The sequence below is a fragment of the Streptomyces hypolithicus genome (genome assembly GCF_052934925.1).
Genome location: NZ_CM128811.1, coordinates 5,299,225 through 5,321,837 on the forward strand (window position 1 = coordinate 5,299,225; position 22,613 = coordinate 5,321,837).

General features: G+C 71.2%; 21 protein-coding genes and 2 pseudogenes. 13 read left to right on the top strand and 10 right to left on the bottom strand.

Translation table 11 applies throughout. The features are described from left to right. Window positions 1–65: 65 nt before the first annotated feature. Window positions 66–815: an SseB family protein gene (locus tag ACU6WZ_RS24940; RefSeq protein WP_447030441.1), complete on the top strand. Its 750-nt coding sequence runs from the start codon at window positions 66–68 to the stop codon at window positions 813–815. Here the strand turns inward: ACU6WZ_RS24940 and ACU6WZ_RS24945 are convergent. Beyond that, window positions 806–1,201, bottom strand: a complete 396-nt coding sequence (locus ACU6WZ_RS24945; RefSeq protein ID WP_447030442.1) for a DUF1844 domain-containing protein — start codon at window positions 1,199–1,201, stop codon at window positions 806–808. The two genes, ACU6WZ_RS24940 and ACU6WZ_RS24945, sit on opposite strands and share 10 nt — an antisense overlap. A gap of 437 nt (window positions 1,202–1,638) precedes the next feature. Here ACU6WZ_RS24945 and infC point away from each other — a divergent pair, with 437 nt between their 5' ends. The 9 genes from infC to ACU6WZ_RS24990 all read left to right on the top strand — a co-directional run bounded on the left by infC (window position 1,639) and on the right by ACU6WZ_RS24990 (window position 11,624). After that, window positions 1,639–2,304, top strand: coding sequence for a translation initiation factor IF-3 (infC, locus tag ACU6WZ_RS24950; RefSeq protein WP_447034233.1), 666 nt, complete (start codon window positions 1,639–1,641; stop codon window positions 2,302–2,304). Window positions 2,305–2,425: 121 nt separating this feature from the next. Continuing rightward, the gene (gene rpmI / locus ACU6WZ_RS24955; RefSeq protein WP_028815428.1) at window positions 2,426–2,620 is read left to right on the top strand and encodes a 50S ribosomal protein L35; all 195 of its coding nucleotides are present in this window, start codon (window positions 2,426–2,428) and stop codon (window positions 2,618–2,620) included. A gap of 101 nt (window positions 2,621–2,721) precedes the next feature. Beyond that, on the top strand, window positions 2,722–3,108 hold the full coding sequence (gene rplT, locus ACU6WZ_RS24960; RefSeq protein ID WP_447030443.1) for a 50S ribosomal protein L20: 387 nt from the start codon (window positions 2,722–2,724) through the stop codon (window positions 3,106–3,108). Between the two features lie 121 nt (window positions 3,109–3,229). Next, window positions 3,230–4,090, top strand: a complete 861-nt coding sequence (locus tag ACU6WZ_RS24965) for a TrmH family RNA methyltransferase (RefSeq protein WP_447030444.1) — start codon at window positions 3,230–3,232, stop codon at window positions 4,088–4,090. A gap of 95 nt (window positions 4,091–4,185) precedes the next feature. Continuing rightward, the gene (locus ACU6WZ_RS24970) at window positions 4,186–5,307 is read left to right on the top strand and encodes a sensor histidine kinase (protein ID WP_447030445.1); all 1,122 of its coding nucleotides are present in this window, start codon (window positions 4,186–4,188) and stop codon (window positions 5,305–5,307) included. 403 nt (window positions 5,308–5,710) lie between these two features. Then, window positions 5,711–6,838 carry a phenylalanine--tRNA ligase subunit alpha gene (pheS, locus tag ACU6WZ_RS24975; protein WP_447030446.1) on the top strand — a complete coding sequence of 376 codons (1,128 nt, stop codon included), beginning with the start codon at window positions 5,711–5,713 and terminating at the stop codon, window positions 6,836–6,838. Next, the gene (gene pheT, locus ACU6WZ_RS24980) at window positions 6,838–9,366 is read left to right on the top strand and encodes a phenylalanine--tRNA ligase subunit beta (protein WP_447030447.1); all 2,529 of its coding nucleotides are present in this window, start codon (window positions 6,838–6,840) and stop codon (window positions 9,364–9,366) included. Before pheS ends, pheT begins: the two co-directional genes overlap by 1 nt. A gap of 335 nt (window positions 9,367–9,701) precedes the next feature. Further along, complete coding sequence (locus ACU6WZ_RS24985; protein ID WP_447030448.1) at window positions 9,702–11,042, top strand: tetratricopeptide repeat protein; 1,341 nt, start codon at window positions 9,702–9,704, stop codon at window positions 11,040–11,042. Between the two features lie 51 nt (window positions 11,043–11,093). Further along, complete coding sequence (locus ACU6WZ_RS24990) at window positions 11,094–11,624, top strand: NUDIX hydrolase (protein ID WP_447030449.1); 531 nt, start codon at window positions 11,094–11,096, stop codon at window positions 11,622–11,624. Window positions 11,625–11,645: 21 nt separating this feature from the next. Here ACU6WZ_RS24990 and ACU6WZ_RS24995 read toward each other — a convergent pair whose 3' ends face one another. Together ACU6WZ_RS24995 and ACU6WZ_RS25000 are read right to left on the bottom strand one after the other, a co-directional pair. After that, window positions 11,646–11,903, bottom strand: a complete 258-nt coding sequence (locus tag ACU6WZ_RS24995; RefSeq protein WP_447030450.1) for a hypothetical protein — start codon at window positions 11,901–11,903, stop codon at window positions 11,646–11,648. 165 nt (window positions 11,904–12,068) lie between these two features. Further along, window positions 12,069–12,929, bottom strand: a complete 861-nt coding sequence (locus tag ACU6WZ_RS25000; RefSeq protein ID WP_447034235.1) for a 3-hydroxybutyryl-CoA dehydrogenase — start codon at window positions 12,927–12,929, stop codon at window positions 12,069–12,071. Window positions 12,930–13,099: 170 nt separating this feature from the next. Here ACU6WZ_RS25000 and ACU6WZ_RS25005 point away from each other — a divergent pair, with 170 nt between their 5' ends. Beyond that, the gene (locus tag ACU6WZ_RS25005) at window positions 13,100–14,362 is read left to right on the top strand and encodes a glycoside hydrolase family 10-like protein (protein ID WP_447030451.1); all 1,263 of its coding nucleotides are present in this window, start codon (window positions 13,100–13,102) and stop codon (window positions 14,360–14,362) included. Window positions 14,363–14,431: 69 nt separating this feature from the next. Here the strand turns inward: ACU6WZ_RS25005 and ACU6WZ_RS25010 are convergent, their stop codons facing one another. Together ACU6WZ_RS25010 and ACU6WZ_RS25015 are read right to left on the bottom strand one after the other, a co-directional pair. Continuing rightward, complete coding sequence (locus ACU6WZ_RS25010; RefSeq protein ID WP_447030452.1) at window positions 14,432–14,626, bottom strand: DUF1918 domain-containing protein; 195 nt, start codon at window positions 14,624–14,626, stop codon at window positions 14,432–14,434. Window positions 14,627–14,733: 107 nt separating this feature from the next. After that, entirely contained in the window at window positions 14,734–15,654 is a 921-nt protein-coding gene (locus tag ACU6WZ_RS25015; protein ID WP_447030453.1) for a DMT family transporter, read from the bottom strand. Between ACU6WZ_RS25015 and ACU6WZ_RS25020 the strand changes: the two genes are divergently transcribed. After that, complete coding sequence (locus ACU6WZ_RS25020; protein ID WP_447030454.1) at window positions 15,551–17,095, top strand: aminotransferase-like domain-containing protein; 1,545 nt, start codon at window positions 15,551–15,553, stop codon at window positions 17,093–17,095. The two genes, ACU6WZ_RS25015 and ACU6WZ_RS25020, sit on opposite strands and share 104 nt — an antisense overlap. Here ACU6WZ_RS25020 and ACU6WZ_RS25025 read toward each other — a convergent pair. The 4 genes and pseudogenes from ACU6WZ_RS25025 to ACU6WZ_RS25040 form a co-directional block, all read right to left on the bottom strand. Continuing rightward, window positions 17,075–18,256, bottom strand: coding sequence for a methyltransferase (locus ACU6WZ_RS25025; RefSeq protein WP_447030455.1), 1,182 nt, complete (start codon window positions 18,254–18,256; stop codon window positions 17,075–17,077). The genes ACU6WZ_RS25020 and ACU6WZ_RS25025 overlap by 21 nt on opposite strands. Window positions 18,257–18,268: 12 nt before the next feature. Beyond that, window positions 18,269–19,039: a VOC family protein gene (locus ACU6WZ_RS25030; RefSeq protein ID WP_447030456.1), complete on the bottom strand. Its 771-nt coding sequence runs from the start codon at window positions 19,037–19,039 to the stop codon at window positions 18,269–18,271. A 67-nt stretch (window positions 19,040–19,106) separates the two neighbouring features. Further along, window positions 19,107–19,271, bottom strand: coding sequence for a hypothetical protein (locus ACU6WZ_RS25035; protein WP_447030457.1), 165 nt, complete (start codon window positions 19,269–19,271; stop codon window positions 19,107–19,109). 70 nt (window positions 19,272–19,341) lie between these two features. Next, window positions 19,342–20,665 (bottom strand): annotated as a pseudogene (locus tag ACU6WZ_RS25040) (FAD-dependent monooxygenase); the annotation flags it as partial. Between the two features lie 202 nt (window positions 20,666–20,867). Here ACU6WZ_RS25040 and ACU6WZ_RS25045 point away from each other — a divergent pair. Beyond that, window positions 20,868–22,211, top strand: coding sequence for an IS4 family transposase (locus ACU6WZ_RS25045; RefSeq protein ID WP_447028847.1), 1,344 nt, complete (start codon window positions 20,868–20,870; stop codon window positions 22,209–22,211). Between the two features lie 4 nt (window positions 22,212–22,215). Here the strand turns inward: ACU6WZ_RS25045 and ACU6WZ_RS25050 are convergent. Then, window positions 22,216–22,590, bottom strand: a pseudogene (locus tag ACU6WZ_RS25050) (FAD-dependent monooxygenase); the annotation flags it as partial. Between the last annotated feature and the right edge of the window lie 23 nt (window positions 22,591–22,613).

Genomic DNA, 22,613 nt, shown 5'->3' on the forward strand with positions numbered 1-22,613 from the left:
CGGGCGCGCTTCGCCTGGCGGCGCGACGGGGCGAAGCTTGCCGGGAGGGGCACTAAGCTCGCCCCGTGGCGCTCAAGAACATCCCGGACCCCGGTTTCTCCGAAGACGACGGCACCGCCGACCCCCGGCTGACCGCGGCGCTCGCCGCCTGGGCCGAGGACCGGGCCGAGGAACCCGCCGTGCTCGAAGCGCTGGCCGGCGCCCGGCTGCTGGTCCCCGTCGTCGCCGTACTCGGTGAAGTCGAGACCGACGAGAACGGTCTGCGGCGCGAGAAGACCAGTGACATGGCCGTGCCGACCCTCCAGGCGGGTGAGCGCCGGGCCCTGCCCGCCTTCACCTCCACCGAGGCCCTGACCCGCTGGAACCCCGAGGCGCGCCCCGTCGCCGTTCCCCTGCACCAGGCGCTCCAGGCGCTCGCCCACGAGCGGGCCGACACCCTCGTCCTCGACCTGGCCGGCCCTGTCCCGTATCAGCTGACCGGTTCCGCGCTGCTCGCCGCCGCCGAGGGCCGCACCAGCGCGGAGCCGCTGGACGACCCGGCGGTCGTGGAGGCCGTACGGGCGGCCGTCGCCGCAGAGCCCGCGGTGCTGCGCGCCCACCTCGGCCCGGGCACCGCCGACGGCACTCTCGCGCTGGTCCTCGCCCCCGGCACCGCCGAACCGGCGGCAGCGGCCCGTCGCGTCGCCGGCGCGCTCGCCGCCGACGCGACGCTGAGGGCCCGCCTGGCACGCGGCCTCGACCTGGCACTGCTGCCGGCCGAGGCGACGCCGCCGGGCGGGCCCCTGTTCGTACGCGAGCGGAAAGATCAGCCGTAGACGGGCCCGGTGTACTTCTCGCCGGGGCCGTGACCGACCTCGTCCGGCACGACGGACGCCTCGCGGAAGGCGAGCTGGAGGGACTTCAGGCCGTCCCGCAGCGGCGCCGCGTGGAAGGAACTGATCTCGGTCGCGCTCGCGTCCAGCAGCCCGGCCAGCGCGTGCACCAGCTTGCGGGCCTCGTCGAGATCCTTGTGCGCGTCGCCGTCCTCGGTGAGACCGAGCTTCACGGCGGCGGCGCTCATCAGGTTGACCGCGACCGTCACGATCACCTCGACAGCGGGGACTTCGGCGATGTCGCGCGTCATGGCGTCGAAGTCGGGGGAACCTCCTTCGCCTTCGGAGGAACCGTCGGGGGATGCGTGGGGGGAGGTCGCGTCACTCATGGGGCCCACGATATGCCCAGGCCCGCGGGGCTGGGCCGCCGGGCGTTCTTCCCAATGGTTTCGCTCCTCCGCCTCGGTTCGCCCGCCTCGGTTCGCCCGCCTCGGTTCGCTCCTCCCGGGCGGAGCTGCTAACCTTGTGTAACGACCGGCCGGACACCTATGTGCCCGGCCCACAAGTGGAGGCTCCGATCTCCCACCTGACTGTCCTCGCGGACGGCGGGTCACCGGTCAGGCGGTCACCATCGTTCCGTACGGACGATGGAACCGCTCGACGCGCCCCGTGACGGTAGATGCACGGTGGTGCTCCGGTATTTCCAGGAGCCCCGCCTGTGTTCCCGTCCGGGGCTATTTTTCATGGCTCCCCGAGGTTGGTCTCACGAAACAGACGTTACGCGGCTGTCTGCCAGACAGTCGTGTGGTGCTACTGAGGAGGATCCATCAGCGCCGAGCCCCGCATCAACGACCGGATTCGCGTTCCCGAGGTGCGACTTGTCGGACCCAGCGGCGAGCAGGTCGGCATTGTGCCGCTTGCGAAGGCCCTGGAGCTTGCGCAGGAGTACGACCTCGACCTGGTCGAGGTCGCGGCGACAGCCCGTCCGCCCGTGTGCAAGCTCATGGACTACGGGAAGTTCAAGTACGAGTCGGCCATGAAGGCCCGTGAGGCGCGCAAGAACCAGGCGCACACGGTCATCAAGGAAATGAAGCTCCGGCCGAAGATCGACCCGCACGACTATGACACCAAGAAGGGTCACGTCGTCCGGTTCCTCAAGCAGGGCGACAAGGTCAAGATCACGATTATGTTCCGTGGTCGTGAACAGTCCCGCCCCGAGCTCGGCTTCCGACTGCTCCAGCGTCTGGCGTCGGACGTCGAGGACCTTGGCTTCATCGAGTCGAACCCGAAGCAGGACGGCCGGAACATGATCATGGTTCTGGGCCCGCACAAGAAGAAGACCGAGGCCATGGCCGAGGCGCGCGAGGCCCAGGCGGCCCGCAAGGCCGAGCGCCAGGGCACCACCACCGACGAGGCCGCCCCGGCCGAATCGGCGGACGAGGTCACCGAGGCTCCGGCCGAGGGCCAGACCGAGACCCCTTCCGAAGCGTGATTCGCGGGGCTGCCATCCAGGCGGCCCCGGGCTTCGCCCGGAAACCCACCCCAACTTCTGACGTTCCCGCAGTCCGGTAGACACATCGGGGGAGCGCCACTGACGAGGAGAGAACGGCGCTATGCCGAAGAACAAGACGCACAGCGGTGCCAGCAAGCGCTTCAAGGTCACCGGCTCCGGCAAGGTCATGCGCGAGAAGGCCGGCAAGCGCCACCTCCTGGAGCACAAGTCCTCCAAGAAGACCCGCTCGCTGACCGGCGCTGTCGTGGTGTCCCCGGCGGACGCCCCGAAGATCAAGAAGCTTCTCGGCAAGTGACGCCGCCGCTTCGGGCGACCGGAGCGCGACGCCGGGACCGGGACCAATTCGTTTTCGGGCCGTGTGAGGACCACCACGGCCCCGCTACAAGGAGTTAACAAGTGGCACGCGTCAAGCGGGCAGTCAACGCCCACAAGAAGCGCCGGGCAATTCTCGAGGCAGCCAAGGGCTACCGCGGTCAGCGTTCGCGCCTGTACCGCAAGGCCAAGGAGCAGGTCACCCACTCCCTGGTCTACAACTACAACGACCGCAAGAAGCGCAAGGGCGACTTCCGTCAGCTGTGGATCCAGCGCATCAACGCCGCTGCCCGCGAGAACGGCATGACGTACAACCGCCTCATCCAGGGTCTGAAGGCCGCCAACATCGAGGTGGACCGCAAGATCCTGGCCGAGCTCGCGGTCAACGACAGCAACGCGTTCGCCGCGCTCGTCGAGGTCGCCCAGAAGGCGCTCCCGAGCGACGTCAACGCCCCGAAGACCGCCGCCTGATCTGCACCGATCTCCAGGCAGCAGCTTTCGCCCACCGGACCCGCAGGCCACGCGCCTGCGGGTCCGATGCGTTGTCGCCCCGCACCACCCTTTTCGTACGCACAGAAGTGAGCCGCCGACCATGGGCACCCCCGAGCTGATCTCCCCGCGATCCCCGCGCGTCGCCGCCGCCAAGCGGCTGGCCAGGCGCAGCTTCCGCGGCAAGGAGCGCCGGTTCATCGCCGAGGGTCCGCAGGCCGTGCGCGAGGCGGCGCTGCACAGCGCCGAGGGGGAGGGGGAAGCGACCCTGATCGAGCTGTTCGCCACCGTCGAGGCCGCCGAGCGGTACGCCGACATCGTCGACGCCGCCCGCGCGATCGGCTCCCGCGTCCTCCTCGCCCCGGACGAGGTGCTCGCCGAGGTGTCGCAGACCGTCACCCCCCAGGGCATCGTCGGTGTGTGCCACTTCGTCGACTCGCCCTTCGAGGAGATCCTGGCGGCCGGGCCCCGCCTCGTCGCCGTACTGGCGCACGTCCGCGACCCCGGGAACGCCGGTACGGTGCTGCGCTGCGCGGACGCCGCCGGCGCCGACGCGGTCGTGCTCACCGACGCCTCCGTGGACCTCTACAACCCCAAGTCCGTCCGCGCCTCGGTCGGTTCGCTCTTCCACCTGCCGGTCGCCGTCGGTGTCCCCGTCGAGCAGGCCGTCAGCGGACTCCAGGACGCGGGGCTGCGCATCCTGGCCGCCGACGGCGCGGGCGAGGCCGACCTCGACGGCGAACTCGACGCGGGCACCATGGGCGGGCCCTCCGCCTGGGTCTTCGGAAACGAGGCCTGGGGCCTGCCCGAGGAGACCCGTGCGCTCGCGGACGCCGTCGTACGCGTGCCGATCCACGGCAAGGCGGAGAGCCTCAACCTCGCCACGGCGGCCGCCGTGTGCCTCTACGCCTCCGCCCGTGCGCAGCGTGCTTCCGGAGGGTGCCGCAGCGTCACCTCCAGCTAGTAGGCTGACGGACTCGGGGGCCCTCCCCCAAGCTCTCGGCTTCGCTCGAGCAGGGAGGTACCCCCACCGCTATGCGAAAGAGGTGGGGAACGGGGATGGCAGTTGCCGCGAGCGGCCCGTCACAGCTGAGCGGTTCCCTGCTGGGTACGTCCGCGTGGGCCGGGGACGGCGGAATCGACCCGGACGACCTCCCCGACGGACTTGCCGTCGCGGACGAGAGCGGTCGCGTCATCTGCTTCAACGCGGCCGCCGCGCGGATCACCGCCATCGCCAAGGACGCCGCGCTCGGCAGGCCGCTGGAGAGCGCGCTGCCCCTCGAAGACCTCAAGGGCCGCCGCTGGTGGCCCCTCACCGATCCGTACGGCGGACTCGCCATTAGGGCAGGACAGCCCGAACGCAACCTGCTGCTGCCCGGCGGCCGCGAGGTCCTGGTTTCGGCCCGCTACGTACGCCACGAGCCCACCGGCCCCGTCCGCCGGGTCGTGGTGTCGATCCGCGGCACCGAGGCCAGGCGCCGCACCGAGCGCTCGCACGCCGAACTGATCGCCACCGTCGCACACGAACTGCGCTCCCCGCTGACCTCCGTCAAGGGGTTCACGGCCACCCTGCTCGCCAAGTGGACGCGGTTCACCGACGAGCAGAAGAAACTCATGCTGGAGACCGTCGACGCCGACGCGGACCGCGTCACGCGGCTCATCGCCGAGCTGCTCGACATCTCCCGGATCGACTCAGGGCGGCTCGAACTGCGCAGGCAGCCCGTGGACATACCGACGGCCGTCGGACGGCACGTACAGGCGCACATCTCGAACGGCCAGTCCCCGTACCGCTTCCTGGTTCGCGCGCAGCAGCCGCTGCCCGATCTGTGGGCAGACCCGGACAAGATCGACCAAGTGCTCGGCAACCTGCTGGAAAATGCGGTGCGCCACGGAGAAGGAACGGTCACCATCGAGGTGGCAGCAGCTCTGGCGAAGAACGACGAGAAGGGAACAGCCGTCACCGTGAGCGACGAAGGCGCCGGCATTCCCGAGGAGTCGATGGGCCGCGTCTTCACGCGGTTCTGGCGGGGCAGCAAGCGCGGTGGGACCGGTCTCGGTCTCTATATCGTCAAGGGCATCGTCGAGGCGCACGGCGGATCGATCACGGTGGGCCGCGGCCCCGGCGGCGGCGCCGAGTTCCGATTTATTCTGCCCGTCGGCGCCCCGGCCTATCTGAAATAAGAGGGTTTACGAAGCAATTCGGCAGGGGGCGGCGGCGGGCGACGGGAGGCGCTGAGCAGCCCACGGGCTCGCGCACCCCCTGCGGCCTCTAGTGCCGCGACCGGCAATGTTTGCCCAGTGAGGAGCATCGTCCGGTGCGTGCGATCGCAAGGCGGCCGGAAGTCCTTGGATGGGGTCTCCCCTGCTCGAACGAAGTTGAGAGCTTGGGGAAGGAGCTACCAGGGCTTTTGGCCAACGCGGCGAGCGTGCGTGCTGGGCGGCGCGACGGGGAAAAGCTTGCCGGGAGGGGCATTAGAATCGGCCTTTGGCACCTTTGCGTCCTCAGTCGTCGAGCGGGGGCCTCGGGGGTCCGGGGGTGTCCCCCGGCAAGGGAAGTACCAGCCAACCGGAAGTACGGGAAGAGATGTCCGCACCCAATAAGTCGTACGACCCTGTTGAGGTCGAGGCGCTGAAACCGGAAGAGATCGAGCGCATGCGGGACGAGGCGCTCGCCGCCTTCGCCGCCGCAACCGACCTCGACGCGCTCACCCACGCGAAGACCGCGCACACCGGCCCCAGCTCGCCGCTCTCCCTCGCCAACCGCGAGATCGGCGCCCTGCCGCCGGCCGCCAAGGCAGAGGCGGGCAAGCGCGTCGGCATGGCGCGCGGCGCCGTGAACAAGGCCCTCGGCGCCCGCCTCGCCGTACTGGAGACCGAGCGCGACGAGCGGGTGCTGGTCGAGGAGGCCGTCGATGTCACGCTGCCCCACGACCGCACCCCGGCCGGCGCCAGGCACCCGCTGACCACGTTCATGGAGCGGGTCTCCGACGTCTTCGTCGCCATGGGCTACGAGGTCGCCGAGGGCCCCGAGGTCGAGGCGGAGTGGTTCAACTTCGACGCCCTGAACTTCGTGCCCGACCACCCCGCGCGCCAGATGCAGGACACCTTCTTCGTGCAGGCGTCCGACGGGGCGAAGAACGACGAGTCCGGGGTCGTCCTGCGCACCCACACCTCGCCGGTCCAGGCCCGCGCGCTGCTCGACCGCGAGCCGCCGGTGTACGTCGTGTGTCCCGGCCGTGTCTACCGCACCGACGAGCTCGACGCCACGCACACTCCGGTCTTCCACCAGATCGAGCTCCTCGCCGTCGACGAGGGCCTGACCATGGCCGACCTCAAGGGGACCCTCGACCACATGGTCCAGGCGCTCTTCGGCGAGGGGATGAAGACCCGGCTGCGCCCCAACTACTTCCCGTTCACCGAGCCGTCCGCCGAGATGGACATGGTCTGCTACGTCTGCCGCGGCGCGTCCGTCGGCAACCCGGACCGTCCCTGCCGCACCTGCGGCAGCGAGGGCTGGATCGAGCTGGGCGGCTGCGGCATGGTCAACCCGAAGGTGCTCACGGCCTGCGGCGTCGACCCCGCGAAGTACAGCGGGTTCGCGTTCGGCTTCGGCATCGAGCGGATGCTCATGTTCCGCCACAACGTAGAAGACATGCGAGACATGGTCGAGGGTGACGTCCGGTTCACTCGGCCCTTCGGGATGGAGATCTGATGCGGGTCCCGCTTTCCTGGCTGCGGGAGTACGTCGATCTCCCCGCCACCGAGACCGGCCGTGACGTACAGGCCAAGCTAGTGCCCGCCGGCCTGGAGGTCGAGACGGTCGAGCAGCTCGGCGCCGGCCTCAAGGGCCCCCTGGTCGTCGGCAAGGTCCTCACCATCGAGGAGCTGACGGAGTTCAAGAAGCCCATCCGCTTCTGCACCGTCGACGTCGGCGCCGCCAACGGCACCGGCGACCCGCAGGAGATCGTCTGCGGCGCCCGTAACTTCGCCGTCGGCGACAAGGTCGTCGTGGTGCTGCCCGGCGCCGTCCTGCCCGGCGACTTCGCCATCGCCGCGCGCAAGACGTACGGCAAGACCTCGCACGGCATGATCTGCTCCGGCGACGAGCTGGGGATGGGCGACGACGGCAGCGGCGGCATCATCGTGCTGCCGCCCGAGCACGAGGTGGGCACCGACGCCATCGAGCTGCTCGAACTCGTCGACGAGGTCCTCGACATCGCCGTCACGCCCGACCGGGGCTACTGCCTGTCGATGCGCGGCGTCGCCCGTGAGCTGGCCACCGCGTACGGGCTGGCGCTGCGCGACCCGGCGCTGCTCGACGTGCCGGCCCCCAACCCGCACGGCTACCCCGTGCGGGTCGCCGACCCGCAGGGCTGCGACCGCTTCACCGCGCGTACCGTCATCGGCCTGCAGCCCGAGGCACGCTCCCCGATCTGGCTGCGGCGCCGTCTGCAGAAGGCCGGGATGCGCCCCATCTCGCTCGCGGTCGACGTCACCAACTACGTGATGCTGGAGCTCGGACAGCCCCTGCACGCCTACGACCGGTCCCGCATCGACGGGCCGATCGGGGTGCGCCGCGCCGAGCCGGGCGAGAAACTCACCACGCTCGACGGTGCCAAGCGCGTCCTCGACGCCGAGGACCTGGTGATCACCGACAACCGAGGTCCGATCGGGCTCGCGGGTGTGATGGGCGGCGCCAACACCGAGATCGCCGACTCCGTGACCGACCCCGCGACCGGTGAGGTCACCGGCACCACGGAGATCGTCATCGAGGCCGCGCACTTCGACGCGCTCTCCATCGCACGCACCGCGCGCCGTCACAAGCTCGCCTCCGAGGCGTCCAAGCGCTTCGAACGCGGCACCGACCCGCAGACCACCGCCGCGGCCGCCCAGCGGACCGTCGACCTGCTGGTGCTGCTCGCCGGCGGCTCAGCCGAGGGCGGGGTCACCGAAGCCATCGCGCCCACCGCGCCCCGGACGATCACCATGCCGGCCGACCACCCCGACCGCGTCGCGGGTGTCGACTACGGCCGGGAGACCGTCGTACGCCGCCTCCAGCAGGTCGGCTGCGACGTGTACGGGCAGGACGAACTGGTCGTGACCGTGCCGTCCTGGCGCCCCGACCTGTCCTTCCCGAACGACCTGGCCGAAGAGGTCATCCGGCTGGAGGGGTACGAGAACCTGCCCTCCACCCTGCCCACGCCGCCGTCGGGCCGCGGGCTCACCGACCGCCAGCGCCTGCACCGCCGCGTCGGTCGTGCGCTGGCTGGCGCCGGGTACGTCGAGGCGCTGAACTACCCCTTCATCTCGGAGCAGGTCCTCGACCAGCTGAACATTCCGGCGGACGACACCTGCCGCAGCGTGGTCAAGCTGGTCAACCCGCTGTCCCAGGAGGAGCCCGCACTGCGCACCGCGCTGCTGCCGGGTCTCCTTGGCGCACTGCACCGCAACGACAGCCGGGGCAGCCACGACCTCGCGCTCTTCGAGACCGGCCTGGTCTTCCGGGCGGGCGAGGAGACCGGTGTCGCGGTGCGGCTCCCGGTCGACCGCCGTCCCACTGTCGAGGAGATCGCCACGCTCGGCGCCGGGCTGCCGGCGCAGCCGCGGCATGCCGCGGTCGTCCTGGCGGGTGCGCGCGAGCAGGCCGGCTGGTGGGGCAAAGCACGTCCGGCCGACTGGGCGGACGCCGTCGAGGCAGCCCGTACGCTCGCCCGCGAGGCGGGGGCCGAACTGATCGTCCGGCAGGGCCAGTACGGACCGTGGCACCCTGGCCGCTGCGCCGAACTGAGCGTCGTGATCGACGGGGAGCCGCAGCTCATCGGCTTCGCAGGCGAGCTGCACCCGCGCGTCGTCAAGGCGTTGAACCTGCCGGCGCGTACCAGCGCGATGGAGCTGGACCTGGACCGCCTGGAGCGGGCCGGTGCCGGAGCCCTGCGGGCCCCGCGGATCTCCACCTTCCCGGTGGCGACCCAGGACGTCGCACTCGTCGTTGCCGCCGATGTTCCGTCGGTGGACGTCGAGGCGGCGCTGCGCGAAGGCGCCGGGGAACTCCTCGAATCGCTGCGGTTGTTCGACGTGTTCACCGGTGAGCAGCTCGGCGCGGGCCACAAGTCGCTCGCGTACGCGCTGCGCTTCCGGGCGCCCGACCGCACGCTGACCGTCGAGGAGGCCACGGCGGCCCGCGACGCCGCCGTCGCACTCGCCGCCGCACGCACGGGCGCGGTGCTGCGCGGCGCGTAGCGGCTGACTCGTGACATAGCACTGAGGGGCGTATCCGGCAGGTGGTTCGGATACGCCCCTCACTCATGCCTCCCGTCGGTACCAGGTGGACCGGCTCCGTCGGCCCCGCCGTGGAGTGTCGGGCAGACCGGCAAGGCGGACGGTGCGGGATCGGGCCGCCGTACTGTACGAGGGGGAGCCGGCGGCCCGGCCGCCTCTTTGTGAGGCGCCCCAAGTCAAGCGGGGCCGACGGGGTGCACGGGAGGGAACGCGGGGTACGAATGCGGGCACTTGGTTCACACCCCGTGTGAACGCGTCTCCACTACGCTGTGCCGCACCGAGCCACCGGAGAGGCCATGCAGCCGAACACTCTGCTCGACGCCCTGCTCGACGAGGCGGGCATCTCCAACGCCGGTCTGGCCGCCCACGTGAACCGGGCGGGACGTGTGCGAGGCCTGGCGCTGAGGTACGAACACACCGCCGTCGCCCGGTGGTTGAAGGGCCAGCGGCCGCGCGGCCAGGTGCCCGACCTGATCTGCGAAGTGCTCGCCGCCCGGCTGCACCGGCCGATAACGCTGGACGACATCGGCTTCGGCATGCCGGGCGAATCGGCCATGCCGCACGGCTCGCCGCTGACGGGCTTCGTGGAGCGCGCCACCGCGCTCTGGCGCTCGGACGAACAGCAGCGGCCGCACATACTGGGCGCCCCCGCGGTGACCGGGACGCCGGCGGTGATGCCGGTCTGGGAGTGGGAGAACCCGCCCGAGGACTCGGACGTCTCGCGCAACGGACAGACCCACGTCAGCACCGCCGACGTACAGATGCTGCGGGCGGCCAGGGCGCACTACGAACTGATGTACCGCAAGGCCGGTGGCATCGCCACCCGCGCACGCATCGTCGGATTCCTCAACACCGAGACCGCGCCTCTGCTGCGCGGCAGTTACTCGAATACGACGGGCCGTCAACTGCACCGGGCAACGGGGGGTCTGGTGGCGGTGGCGGGCATCTGCGCGTACGACTCCGACGCCCAGGGCCTCGCCCAGCGGTACTTCCACCAGGCACTGCGGCTCGCGAAGGCCAGCGGGGACCGGGGGCTCGGCGCGTACGTCATCGCGCTGCTCGTCAACCAGTCGCTGTTCATGGCCGAGTACCGCCAGGCGGTGGCCTTCGCGGAGGCGGCGCTGCGCACCGCCGGCGAGCAGATCACCCCGGCGCTGGCCGCCGATCTGCACGCCATGCAGGCCAAGGCGTACGCCCATCTCGGCGACAACAAGGGCGCGTTGTCGTGCATCCGGCGGGCGGAGTCGGAGGCCGAGTGCATCAGACCGGGGAGCGAACCCGACGAGACGGGGTACGTGCAACCCGGCCTGGTCAATGTCCAGGTGGCCGAGGCGCTGCTCAGCCTCGGTGACCTGCCGGCAGCGCGCGAGCACGCGGACGCCGCGGTCGGCACCCCCGCGCACGACCGGGGTCGGGTCCACCGGCTGGCCATGCTCACCCACATCGAGCTGCGCCAGGGCAAGGCCGACCGGGCGGTGGAGATCGCGACGGAGATGGCGCAGCGTGCCCAGGGGATGGAGTCGCAGCGGCTGCGGGACCGTCTGCGGGCGGTGCGCGAGCATCTGGTGGGCAGTGGATGCGCCGGCGCGGAAGAGGCTGCAGAACTGATCGACGGGGCGCTGCGCGTTCCGCTCTGACCGTGCTCCTGCTGCGATGTTGCCATCTACTTGTCGGAAGGTGGCAGAACAGTGCAGTGGACGAATCTGAGCGAACGCAGTGTGTACAAGAACCGCTGGTTCCGGGTCAACCTCGCGGACGTCGAACTCCCCGACGGCCGTCACCTGGACCACTTCGTCATACGGCTGCGCCCGGTGGCGGTGGCGACAGCGGTCAACGAGGCCAACGAGGTGCTGCTGCTCTGGCGGCACCGCTTCATCACCGACAGCTGGGGCTGGGAACTCGCGGCGGGTGTCGTCGAGGACGGCGAGGCCGTGGAGGACGCCGCGGCGCGTGAGATGGAGGAGGAGACGGGCTGGCGGCCGGGGCCGCTGCGCCACCTCCTCACCGTCGAGCCGTCCAACGGCCTCACCGACGCCCGCCACCACCTCTACTGGTCGCAGGAGGCGACGTACACCGGCCATCCCGAGGACGACTTCGAGTCCTCACGGCGCGAATGGGTCCCGCTCAAGCTGGTCCCCGACATGGTGGCCCGGGGCGAGGTCCCGGCCGCCAACATGGCGGCCGGGCTGCTGATGCTGCACCACCTGCGCCTCGGCTAGCGGCCCCTGCCCGCCGTACGGCTACCGGCCGAGGGCCTGCCACACGGCCACCGCGAGCGCTCCGATCGCGGTGAGCGCCGCCACGGTGGGCAGCGGCCAACGGGTGTGCTCCAGGGCCGTCACACGTGCGGCCAGGTCTGCCACATCGTGGCCGGCCTGGTCGCTCCGCAGGGCCAGCAGCGCCAGCCGCCCGTCGATCCTGGTCAGGCCGACGTCAATGCAACGGCGTAACTCTGCGCATTCCTCTACGACCAGGGTCTGGTCGGGGTCGATACTCACGGTCCGCTCCTTTTCGACAAGCTCGTCCGGCGTCGTGTCGTCTCATGCGTGTGATGTGCATGTGACGTGTGACGCGGAGTCAACTCGTCCCTGGCCCATGGCGGGAGCGTGTGTGCGGGGCATATGCGGGTACGCCCCGCACACTCCGTGCGAATCGTCCGTGCGTCAGGAGTACGGGTAGAACCCCGAGCCCGTCTTGCGGCCGAGCCTGCCCGCGTCCACCATGCGCTGGAGCAGCGGCGGAGCGGCGTACAGCGGCTCCTTGAACTCGGCGTACATCGAGTCGGCGACCGAGGCGACGGTGTCCAGGCCGATGAGGTCCGCGAGCTTGAGCGGGCCCATCGGGTGGGCGCAGCCCAGCTCCATGCCGTTGTCGATGTCCTCGCGGCTGGCGATGCCCGACTCGAACATGCGGATCGCCGAGAGGAGGTACGGGATGAGGAGAGCGTTGACCACGAAGCCGGAGCGGTCCTGGGCGCGGATGGCGTGCTTGTCGAGCACGTTCTGCACCACCGCCTCGGCGCGCTTGATCGTCTCCTCGGACGTGGTCAGCGCGGGAATCAGCTCGACGAGCCTCTGCACCGGGGCCGGGTTGAAGAAGTGGATGCCGATGACCTGGTCCGGGCGGGACGTCGCCACCGCCAGCTTCACCAGCGGGATGGAGGAGGTGTTGGAGGCGAGGATCGCGTCCGGCCGGGTCACCACCTGGTCGAGGACCTGGAAGATCTCGGTCTTGATCCCCTCGTTCTCGACGACGGCCTCGATCACGAGGTCGCGGTCGGCGAACTCCCCGAGGTCGGTCGTGAAGCTGAGGCGGGCCAGCGTCTCGTCCCGCTCCTCCTCGGTGATCTTGCCGCGCTCGGCGGCCTTGGTGAGCGAGTTGTAAAGCCGGGTGCGGCCGATCTCCAGGGCCTCGCCCGTGGTCTCGGCAACCTTCACCTCGAGGCCGCTGCGGGCGCACACCTCGGCGATGCCTGCGCCCATCTGGCCGCAGCCCACCACTCCGACGCGCTGCACATCCGCCATGGAGTCCGTCACATCGTGCCTTTCGCTGATCAACAGTTCGGCAGGCATCCGGCCTGTGCCGGTGCCCGCCTCAGCCCCCGACGTTACTCCGAACCCACGTGTGGATGACGGGCCGGGGCGGGAATGCTCTGCGGACATGACGGACACCCTGAGCGAGGAGCAGACGACATATGGGTCAGATCGGTAGAAGAGGGTTGTTGGTCGGAGCGGCCGGCGCACTGTCGGCCCTTACAGCGCTTTCGGTTCCCGGCGACGCGGCGCTGGCCGCGTCCCGGGGCGCGCGCTCCGCCGGGGGCAGGGCACCGAAGCCCGAGCTGCGGGGGATGTGGCTGGCGAGCGTCGCCAACCGCGACTGGCCCTCCAGGCCGGGCCTCACCGCGGCCCAGCAGCAGGAGGAGCTGCTGGCCCTGCTGGACACCGCGGTACGCCGCCGCCTGAACGCGGTGGTGTTCCAGGTGCGGCCGACTGCCGACGCCCTGTGGCCCTCTCCGTACGAACCCTGGTCCCAGTACCTCACCGGCGTACAGGGCAAGGACCCGGGCTGGGACCCGCTGGGGACCGCGGTCAGGGAGGCGCACCGGCGGGGACTGGAGCTGCACGCCTGGTTCAACCCGTACCGAGTGGCCAATCACACGGATCCCTCGCGGCTGGCGGCGGACCATCCGGCGCGCAAGCACCCGGACTGGGTGCTGCCGTACGGCGGAAAGCTGTACTACAACCCGGGGCTGCCGGACGTCAGGCGCTTCGTCCAGGAGGCGATGCTCGACGCCGTGAAGCGTTACGACATCGACGCCGTGCACTGGGACGACTACTTCTACCCGTATCCGGTGGCGGGCCAGGTCTTCGACGACGACGACGCGTTCGCCCGCTACGGCGGCTCCTTCTCCGACCGGGCCGCCTGGCGGCGCGACAACACCGACCGGCTGGTGCGCGAGACCTCCGACCGGATTCGCCGGATCAAGAAGAACGTGCGCTTCGGGATCAGCCCCTTCGGCGTGTGGCGCAACGCGGCGACCGACCCGCTGGGCTCCCGGACCCGGGCCGGGGTGCAGACGTACGACGATCTGCACGCCGACACCCGCAAGTGGGTGAAGGAGGGCTGGATCGACCACATCGTGCCCCAGCTGTACTGGAACATCGGGTACGAGGCGGCCGACTACACCGAGCTGCTGAGCTGGTGGTCGCGGACGGTGCGCGGGACGGGCGTCCACCTGTACGCCGGCGAGGCCCTCTACAAGGCCGGCGAGCCGGCGCAGCCCGCCCCCTGGCAGGACCCGGCCGAGCTGTCCCGCCATGTGACGCTCGGCAAGGAGCACGCCGAAGTGCGCGGCCATGTCTTCTTCTCCGCGAAGGAGGTCGCGCACGACCGCTTCGGGGCGATGCACCGGGTGGTGGCTGACCACTACCCCACCCGGGTCAAGCCGCCTCGCTGAACGGGGTCGAGCCGGGAGCCGGCTGAACCGGACCTCGCCTGGGTGCCCTGGGGACGCCCGGGGGCGCCCCTAACCCGCCGGGTCCGTGTGCCGTACGACGGAGTCCGGGCCCGGCGACACCAGCGCCTCGTGCCCGTCCTCGTCCCGGACCCGGTACGGCGGGTTGCCGCCGGAGCCCAGCACCTCGATGATCTTCACCGTCCGGTCTTCATGACCGACGGTCCTGCCGTGTACCAGTAGCTGGTCGCCCACGTTTGCCTGCATCGCGACAGACCTCCCTCGGTGCCGACGGTCGTACGGCCAGTCTACGGCCGGGGGCGGGAGCCGGCCCTTCGCTCTGGCCTCCGCGGCTCGTTGCCTCCGCCGCTCGCTCACGCCCGTGTGCGCTGGGTGAGCGCGATGCACACCAGGACGCCGACGGCGGCGAGCGGCGCCGCGGGCGACAGGTGCTCGCCCAGCAGGGCGACCGACCACACCAGCGTCAGCAGCGGCTGGGCGAGCTGGAGCTGGCTGGCCTTGGACACGCCGATCTCGGCCATGCCCCGGTACCAGACGACCAGGCCGAGGAATTGAGATCCGACCGCTACCCACAGCAGTCCCGCGACGCTGCGGGCCGTGAGGTCCACCGGCTCCAGGGCCAGCGCCAGCGCCGCCGCGGGGAGCGCGAGCGGCAGGCACAGAATCAGCGCCCAGCCGATGACCTGCCAGCCGGGCATCAGGCGGGCCAGCCTGCCGCCCTCGGTGTAGCCGGCCGCGCACACCAGCAGCGCGCCGAAGAGGTACGCGTCGCCGGCGGACACGGCGCCGCCGCTCTGCTGCACCGTGAACGCGATCACGACGGCGGCTCCGGCCAGCGCCGCCGCCCAGAAGGCGCGGGACGGCCGGGCCCCGGTGCGCAGCGCCGAGAGGGCGGCGGTGGTCAGCGGGAGCAGGCCGACCACCACCGCCGCGTGCGAGGTGGTGGAGGTCTGGAGGGCGAGCGTGGTCAGCAGTGGGAAGCCGAGGACCACGCCACCGCCGACCACCGCGAGCCCGGCCCAGTGACGGCGGGGCGGCGCCGGTATGCGCAGGGCGAGGAGTGCGGCCCCGGCGACGAGGGCGGCGAGGACGCTGCGTACGGCGACGAGCGACCAGGGGCCGAAGCCTTCGAGGCCCCAGGCGGTGGCGGGGAAGGTCAGCGAGAACGCGATGACGCCCAGCGCGGCGAGAAGAGTGCCGCTTGTTCGCCTACCGGACGCCGGGTCGCTCACCGCTACTGCCGTGTGCTGCGTAGCGCTATCCTGGGTTCTCATGTACGAGCGTAGCAGTGTCACCGAGCTGACTGGAATCCTGCGGCAAGAGCTCGACCGCTACTCGCCCGGTGGAAAGCTCCCGTCGAGCCGAGTCCTCGTCGAGCGCCACCGGGTGAGCCCCGTGACGGTCTCCCGCGCACTGGCGCAGCTCGCGTCCGAAGGCCTCGTCGTCACCCGGCCCGGTGCCGGCGCCTACCGGGCGCAGCCCCGTACGGACACCGCCGCGCCCGGCGACACCTCGTGGCAGGAGGTCTCGCTCAGCGCCGACGGCGCCACCGACCTTGCCCCGCGCTCGGTCGACGCGTCCGGTGTGCTGGTGACTCTCGCGGCGCCGCCGCCGGGCGTCATCGAGTTCAACAGCGGCTACCTCCACGCCGGTCTGCAGCCCGAACGGGCCATGGCCGCCGCCCTCGCCAGGGCCGGGCGGCGGCCCGGCGCCTGGGGGCGGCCGCCCACCGACGGTGTCCCCGAGCTGCGCGAGTGGTTCGCCCGCGGCATCGGCGGCGCGGTCACAGCCGCCGAGGTGCTCATCGCCGCCGGCGGCCAGAGCGCGCTGACGACCGCGCTGCGCGCACTCGCCCCGCCCGGCGCTCCGGTGCTGGTCGAGTCGCCGACGTACCCGGGGATGCTCGCGATCGCCCGCGCGGCGGGACTGCGGCCGGTGCCGGTGCCGGTGGACTCCGACGGCGTACGCCCCGATCTCCTGGCCGCCGCGTTCGAGGCCACCGGGGCCCGCGTCTTCGTCTGCCAGCCGCTGTTCCAGAACCCGACCGGCGCCGTTCTCTCGGCGGAGCGCAGGCCCGAGGTGCTGCGCATCGCGCGCGGGGCGGGGGCGTTCGTCGTCGAGGACGACTTCGTGCGCCGACTCGTCCACGACGGCGCGGGGCCCCTGCCGCGGCCGCTCGCCACCGACGACCCGGACGGCGTGGTCGTCCACGTCGGCTCGCTCACCAAGGCCACCTCGCCGAGCTTCCGGGTGTGCGCACTGGCCGCGCGGGGCCCGGTGCTGGAGCGGCTGCGCGCCATCCAGGTGGTGGAGAGCTTCTTCGTGCCCCGCCCCCTCCAGGAGGCCGCCGTCGAACTGGTCGGATCACCGGCCTGGCCCCGTCATCTGCGTACGGTGGCAAGGGAGTTGCGGATACGCCGGGACACCCTGGCCGCCGGCCTGCGCCACCATCTGCCCGAACTCGCCCTGCCGCACATCCCGGCCGGCGGCTACCACCTGTGGCTGCGCCTGCCCGACGGCGCGGACGAGAACACCGTCGTGTCGGCCGCGCTCCGGGCCGGCGTCGCGATCGCGCCGGGCCGCCCGTACTTCAGCGCCGAACCGACGGCCGGACACATCCGGCTGAGCTTCGCGGGGGTGGCGGGCCCCGCCGAGATCACGGAGGGCGTGCGGCGGCTGCGCGAAGCGTGCGACTCAGCGTTTGACCGCCCGTAGCACCACGAACTTCGGGTCACTCGCGACGAGTTCGCTGCTCCCGAAGATCCGCCGCAGTGTCACGTGGTACCCGAGATGCCGGTTGCCGACGACCCACAGTTCGCCGCCGGGGCGCAGCGCGTCTCGGGCGGCGGTGAACATGCGCCGGGCGGTGGCGTCGGTGGTCGCCTGGTGGCTGTGGAACGGTGGATTGTTGAGTACGAGGTCCAGGGTCGCCCCGGGGACGCCCGACAGCCCGTCGCCCACCAGGAACTCCGCCGTGCGGGCCGCTCCGGCGTTCGCCCGGAACGTCGCCTCCGCCGATGCCACCGCCTGGAACGACTCGTCGGCGAAGAGGATCTCGGCCTCGGGGTTGGCGAGCGCCGTCGCCGTACCGACGACGCCGTTGCCGCAGCCCAGGTCGGCGACGCGCTCGGGGCCGCGGCGCTTGGGGAGGTGGCCGAGGAGGAACCGGGTGCCGATGTCGAGTCGCTCCGCGCAGAACACCCCGGCGTGATTGGTGACGGTCAGCCCGGACATCGCACCCACGTCCGCCGGCAGGGCGTATCGGTGCGGCCAGGGGTTGGCGCCCCGGGTCGGGGCGGGGTCGGGCGTACAGAAGATGAGCCGTGCCTTCTTCGCCGCGAGCGACGTACGCGTCGGGCCGAGGATCCGCTCGAAGAGCCGCAGCGTCGAGGTGTGGATCTCCTTGACCATTCCGGCGCCGACGACGCGCGTGCCCGCGTGGACGTGCGGAGCGAGCCGGTGCAGCTGGTCCTCCAGCAGCGCGAGGCTCTTCGGCACCCGGATCAACAGGACGTCGATCCGCTCCGGCGGCGTGTCACGGGTCGACAGCATCCGCACCGCCGACGGGTCGGCCCCGCTCCGCTCCAGATTCACCCGGGTCGCCTGCTGGGTGAGGAAGGAGTCGGTGATCTGCGTGGGGCGGCAGTCGGCGAGGGCGGTGACCAGGGCTCCCCAGCGGTCCCCCACGACCACGACGTCGCCGGACAGGTCCACGGCCTCCGCGGCATCCTCGCCCGTGCCTGGGACGCCGCCGTCGCCGTCCAGATGCCGCAGCAGATACTCGTCGGCGGCGTCCCAGGCACGCAGCCTGTCGCGCGGGTCCTCGGGGAAGCGGACGAGGTCGTACGCGCCCCGTGACGTCGTCAAATGGTTCATTGTGCCCTCAGGCTAACCGGCCTCGGGCCTGGCGATCACGCTGAAGGACGTCCCGAAGGGATCGCCGAGCTCCGCGATCCTGCCGTACGGCGAGTCCGCGGGCTTCCCCGCCGTACCGCCCGCCGCCACGGCACGGGCCGTGACCGCGTCGGTGTCCGCGACCTCGAACGTGGTCTGCCAGACCGAGGCGGTGGCGGTGGGGTCGCCGAAGATCCCGCCGATCTCGTGGCCGTCGGGCCGGCGCAGGAAGGTGAAGTCGAAGCCGGGAAGGTCCTCGTTGCCGTCCAGGGTGTAGCCGAAGAGCGCCGTGTAGAAGTCCCGGGCGGGGCCCGGCTCGGGCGTGCTGAGATCGTTGCGGACCAGCGATCCGGGTTCGTTCACGATCTCGCAGCCGGGGAGGGCGCCGCCCTGCCAGAGCCCGAACCGGGCGCCGACGCAGTCATGGGCGCGCGCGATGCGCCCCTGGTCCCCGACATCGAACGGGCCCTGTGTCACCGCCCCGCCCGCCTCGGCCACGCGTACGGCGGTGGCGTCGCAGTCCTGGGTGGCGAAGTACACCCGCCAGAAACCGGGCGCGGAATCCGGCGCGCCCACCGGCCGGAACCCGGCCACGGCGCGACCGCGCAACAGACACGTCGTGTACGCCGGCCCGTCCGCCGGCGCGGTCTGGAACTCCCAGCCGAAGAGTGCCCCGTAGAACTCCTTCGCCCGCTCGGCATCGGGGACGTCCAGGTCGATCCAGGTCGGCGTGGACTCGGGCTGATTGCTGACGACGACGCTCATCCGATGCTCCTGAGGGATTCGGGGCTGATGCGTCGACGATAGGCAGGAAGTAGGTCGGATATTGGCCTCAATCGGCCAGGGCGAAGCCGACGACGAAGAAGCCCACGTACAGCGCCACGAGCGTCCCCACCACGGCGGCCACGAGGAGAATGGCCTTCATGACCTTTTCCACGGGCCTCTCGGCGATGGAGGGTCGCGCCGGGGCCTGAGGGGTTGTGGCGTGATCAGTCATGAGGTCAGTCTGTCGACCCGGGCGAGGGTGGTCCAGCCGTCGAGGTAAGCCGAGGTACTCAGTCCGCTGCTCAGGCCACGGGGAGGCGGCCTGTTCCATCTGCGCCGAACACCCGAGTGAGATGTGCGGTCAGATCCTGTGCGGTCGGCGGGCAGAGCCGGGCGCCCAGATAGCCGTCCGGGCGCACTAGGAAAGCCGTCGGCCCACGCACCCCGTAGGCCCGCCCGAACTCGCCGCCTCCGTCGCGATACGCCGGTAGCCGCAGCCCGTCGGCCGCGCCGCCGTCGGCGAGCACCGCGCATGCCTCCACGTCGCCGTGCGACAACTCCCTTGCTATAAAAGCCAGTTCGTCGAAGGCGTGTCCCACCGCGTCGCTTCCGTAGAGCAGCAGCACGTGACGGCGGTCCCGCAGGAGGTCGTACAGGCGCAGGGGGTAGGTGGAGATCCTGCCAGTCAGGCCGCCGCAGTCGGGAGCCCGGTCACCGGGCTGCGGGCCGTCGCCTGCCGGATCCGGTCGCCCCACGATCGGGCTGTCGCGGTAGCCGACGAGCAGTTGCGCGTCGCGCAGCATCAGGGTCGCCGGGTCGGTGGGGTCGGCCTGGACGCCCTCGGCGGCGCGGCGGACCGTGCGGCCGACGGCCTCATCGCCGACCGGTCGGCGCTCGGCGTCGTAGCTTGCGAGCAGCCGCGGATGCGCTGTGCCCCCGGCCGCGAGTGCGAGCTTCCACGCCAGGTTGTAAGCGTCCTGGATCCCGGTGTTCATGCCCTGGGCGCCCGTCGGCGGATGGATGTGAGCGGCGTCCCCGGCGACGAATACCCGGCCGTCCGCGTAACGGTCCACCAGCCGGTGGCTGATCCTGAACACGGAGGACCACCGCATGGCCGACGCGGTGGTGGGCTGTGGAGCGAGCTGGTCCAGGACGGTCTGGATGTGGGCGAGCGCGGGTGTCCGCCCCCCCCTCCAGTCCGTGAGCCACCCCGTCCCCGCCCCCGGCCTGCCCAGTGGTCGAGAGCTCGTGCGGCGCAAGCATGGACATCCGGTAACGCCGTGCGCCCGGCAGCGGGATGCACACGAGCAGGTCGTCGACGGCGCCTTGGGCATCGCGGTGCGTGGCCCGTACGCCGTACCCGTCCGGCAGGTCCCAGTCGACCTCGACGTCCGCGAGCATGTACTCCTCGGGGAACGCGCCCCCCTCGAAGGTGAGCCCGAGTCCCTTGCGGACGGCACTGTGCGCACCGTCGCAGCCCACCAGGAAGCGGGAGCGGACCTCCTCCTCGGAGCTGGAGGAAGTGACCAGCCGACTGGTCACCCCGTCGGCGTCCTGGGTGAACGACACCAGCTCGGTGCCGCGCTCGATGCGGGTGCCGAAGCGGGCCAAGGACTCCTCGAGGACAATGCCGGGAAGCTTGGCTTGATCATCTCGTGTGCGGGCGCTGGATGCAGCGAAGCTCCTGTAGAACGAGCGATCTACCACGATCGACTTGTTCGGAACAGGAGCTTCGTTGTCTGGGGAGTCTGGCATAGAGGGGTCGTCGCGTGCGAGCGCGGGACAGACGGGGCAGCTGGGTGTGTTGCGCCAGGTTGTGACACGGCGGATGGTCACGGATGTGCTGGCGGCTTCCGGCCGCGGGGACCGGCGTAGTGACGGCAAACTCTGCGCGGTGACGTGTGTGTTCTTCGTGCTCGCGTTGACGCTGTTCCCGAGAGACGGCTACCGGTCGGTGCTGTCGAAGCTGGCCGGTGGGACGGCGCGGCTGGCCGCGCGGGGCCAGCTGGTCTCCTCCTCGGCGCTGCGGCAGCGCCGCGTCACGCTGGGCCCGGAGCCGTTCCGGTTACTGTTCGAGCGGATCGCCGGGCCGGTCGGCACGGTCGCGATGCCGGGGGTGTTCTGGCGGGGGCTTCGGCTGGCCTCGGTGGACGGCACGTTTCTCGAGGTCGCCGACACCGCGGTGAACGCGGTGTTCGGCCGGACCCGCAATCAGCGGCGGATCGCCGCGTTCCCCCAGGTCCGCCTGGTCGCGCTGATCGAGTGCGGGACCCGGGCGCTGCTCGGGGTGGCGTTCGACATCCGCCGGGTCTGTGAGCAGGACCTGACACGGCGCCTGCTGGACCGGATGCGCCCCGGGATGCTGGTCCTGGCCGACCGGGGATTCCCGGGCTGGCTGCTGTGGGTCGATGCCGCCGCCGGCGGGGCGGATCTGTTGTGGCGGATCTCGGCGGCGGTGCGGCTGGTCCCCGACGAGGTCCTGCCCGACGGCTCCTGGCTCGCGACCCGGCACGCGCACAAGAACATCACGAAAGCCCTGGCGGGGCGGCCCCGGTCGGTACGGATCCGGGTGATCGAGATGGTGGTCGTCATCGAGGCCGCCGACGGGTCACGACGCCATGAGCCCTACCGGCTCATCACCACCTTGCTCGACCCTGCGGCCTTCCCCGCCGGTGAACTGGCCGCACTGTATTCCCAGCGGTGGGAATCCGAGCTCGAATTCCGGGACTTGAAGATCACTCAGCGCGGGGCACGCGCCGTCCTGAGATCGAAGACACCCGCGCTGGTCAACCAGGAGATCTGGGCGTATCTCGTCACCCACCAGGCGATCCGCCGCACGATCAGTTCCACCGCCGCCGGCCACGGGCTCGATGCCGACCGGCTCTCCTTCACTGTCGCCCTGACCGTCGCCCGGGACACCGTGATCCGCACCACGGCGCGGATCGGCACCCACCTCGCCGAGATGACCACGTCGCTGCTGGCGAACCTGCGATCGGCCGAGCGACGCCTGCGGGTCTGCCCCCGGACCGTGAAACGCCCCAGCTCCATCTTCCCCTCGAAACCCGCCGGGCCGGCCAGCCGCAGCACAAAAATCACCGGATACGGGATCGAAATCATCCCACTCGACACAACCCCGCCGACCACCGCGGAGCCCGACAGCCACACGAGATGATCAAGCCAAGCTTCCCGGCATTGTCCTCGAGGATGCGTTCGGTCTCGTACTGCGGCAGCGCGGCGAAGCCGTACGGCACCTCGGGCGGCAGTGCGAGGTCCAGCCGGTCCTGCTGGGCTCCGTTGACATACGTCAGCTGGCCGCGCATCGGGACGGCTGCTTCCAGCGCGGACCGGACGATGCCCATCCGGTCCCAGATCTCCAGGGTGCGTGGCTGGATGCCGACCGCCTTCGCATAAGGCAGCCTGACGGGCAGGCGGTCAACGATCCGGCAGGCGACCCCGGCCCGGCGCAGTTCTGCGGCCGCGGTCAGCCCTACCGGCCCGGCGCCCGCGACCAGCACATCCACGTTTCGTGCGTCGGTGTCGGAATGCGTCACTGGCGTCTCCCTGCGCGAGGCCC

Excerpts from the sequence above, each read along its gene's own strand:
- ACU6WZ_RS24945 (WP_447030442.1), bottom strand. The coding sequence starts at position 1,201 with ATGAGTGACGCGACCTCCCCCCACGCATCCCCCGACGGTTCCTCCGAA.
- rpmI (WP_028815428.1), top strand. The coding sequence starts at position 2,426 with ATGCCGAAGAACAAGACGCACAGCGGTGCCAGCAAGCGCTTCAAGGTC.
- ACU6WZ_RS24965 (WP_447030444.1), top strand. The coding sequence starts at position 3,230 with ATGGGCACCCCCGAGCTGATCTCCCCGCGATCCCCGCGCGTCGCCGCC.
- ACU6WZ_RS24970 (WP_447030445.1), top strand. The coding sequence starts at position 4,186 with ATGGCAGTTGCCGCGAGCGGCCCGTCACAGCTGAGCGGTTCCCTGCTG.
- pheS (WP_447030446.1), top strand. The coding sequence starts at position 5,711 with ATGTCCGCACCCAATAAGTCGTACGACCCTGTTGAGGTCGAGGCGCTG.
- pheT (WP_447030447.1), top strand. The coding sequence starts at position 6,838 with ATGCGGGTCCCGCTTTCCTGGCTGCGGGAGTACGTCGATCTCCCCGCC.
- ACU6WZ_RS24985 (WP_447030448.1), top strand. The coding sequence starts at position 9,702 with ATGCAGCCGAACACTCTGCTCGACGCCCTGCTCGACGAGGCGGGCATC.
- ACU6WZ_RS25000 (WP_447034235.1), bottom strand. The coding sequence starts at position 12,929 with ATGGCGGATGTGCAGCGCGTCGGAGTGGTGGGCTGCGGCCAGATGGGC.
- ACU6WZ_RS25005 (WP_447030451.1), top strand. The coding sequence starts at position 13,100 with ATGGGTCAGATCGGTAGAAGAGGGTTGTTGGTCGGAGCGGCCGGCGCA.
- ACU6WZ_RS25010 (WP_447030452.1), bottom strand. The coding sequence starts at position 14,626 with ATGCAGGCAAACGTGGGCGACCAGCTACTGGTACACGGCAGGACCGTC.
- ACU6WZ_RS25020 (WP_447030454.1), top strand. The coding sequence starts at position 15,551 with ATGACGCCCAGCGCGGCGAGAAGAGTGCCGCTTGTTCGCCTACCGGAC.
- ACU6WZ_RS25015 (WP_447030453.1), bottom strand. The coding sequence starts at position 15,654 with ATGAGAACCCAGGATAGCGCTACGCAGCACACGGCAGTAGCGGTGAGC.
- ACU6WZ_RS25025 (WP_447030455.1), bottom strand. The coding sequence starts at position 18,256 with ATGAACCATTTGACGACGTCACGGGGCGCGTACGACCTCGTCCGCTTC.
- ACU6WZ_RS25030 (WP_447030456.1), bottom strand. The coding sequence starts at position 19,039 with ATGAGCGTCGTCGTCAGCAATCAGCCCGAGTCCACGCCGACCTGGATC.
- ACU6WZ_RS25035 (WP_447030457.1), bottom strand. The coding sequence starts at position 19,271 with ATGACTGATCACGCCACAACCCCTCAGGCCCCGGCGCGACCCTCCATC.
- ACU6WZ_RS25045 (WP_447028847.1), top strand. The coding sequence starts at position 20,868 with ATGGTCACGGATGTGCTGGCGGCTTCCGGCCGCGGGGACCGGCGTAGT.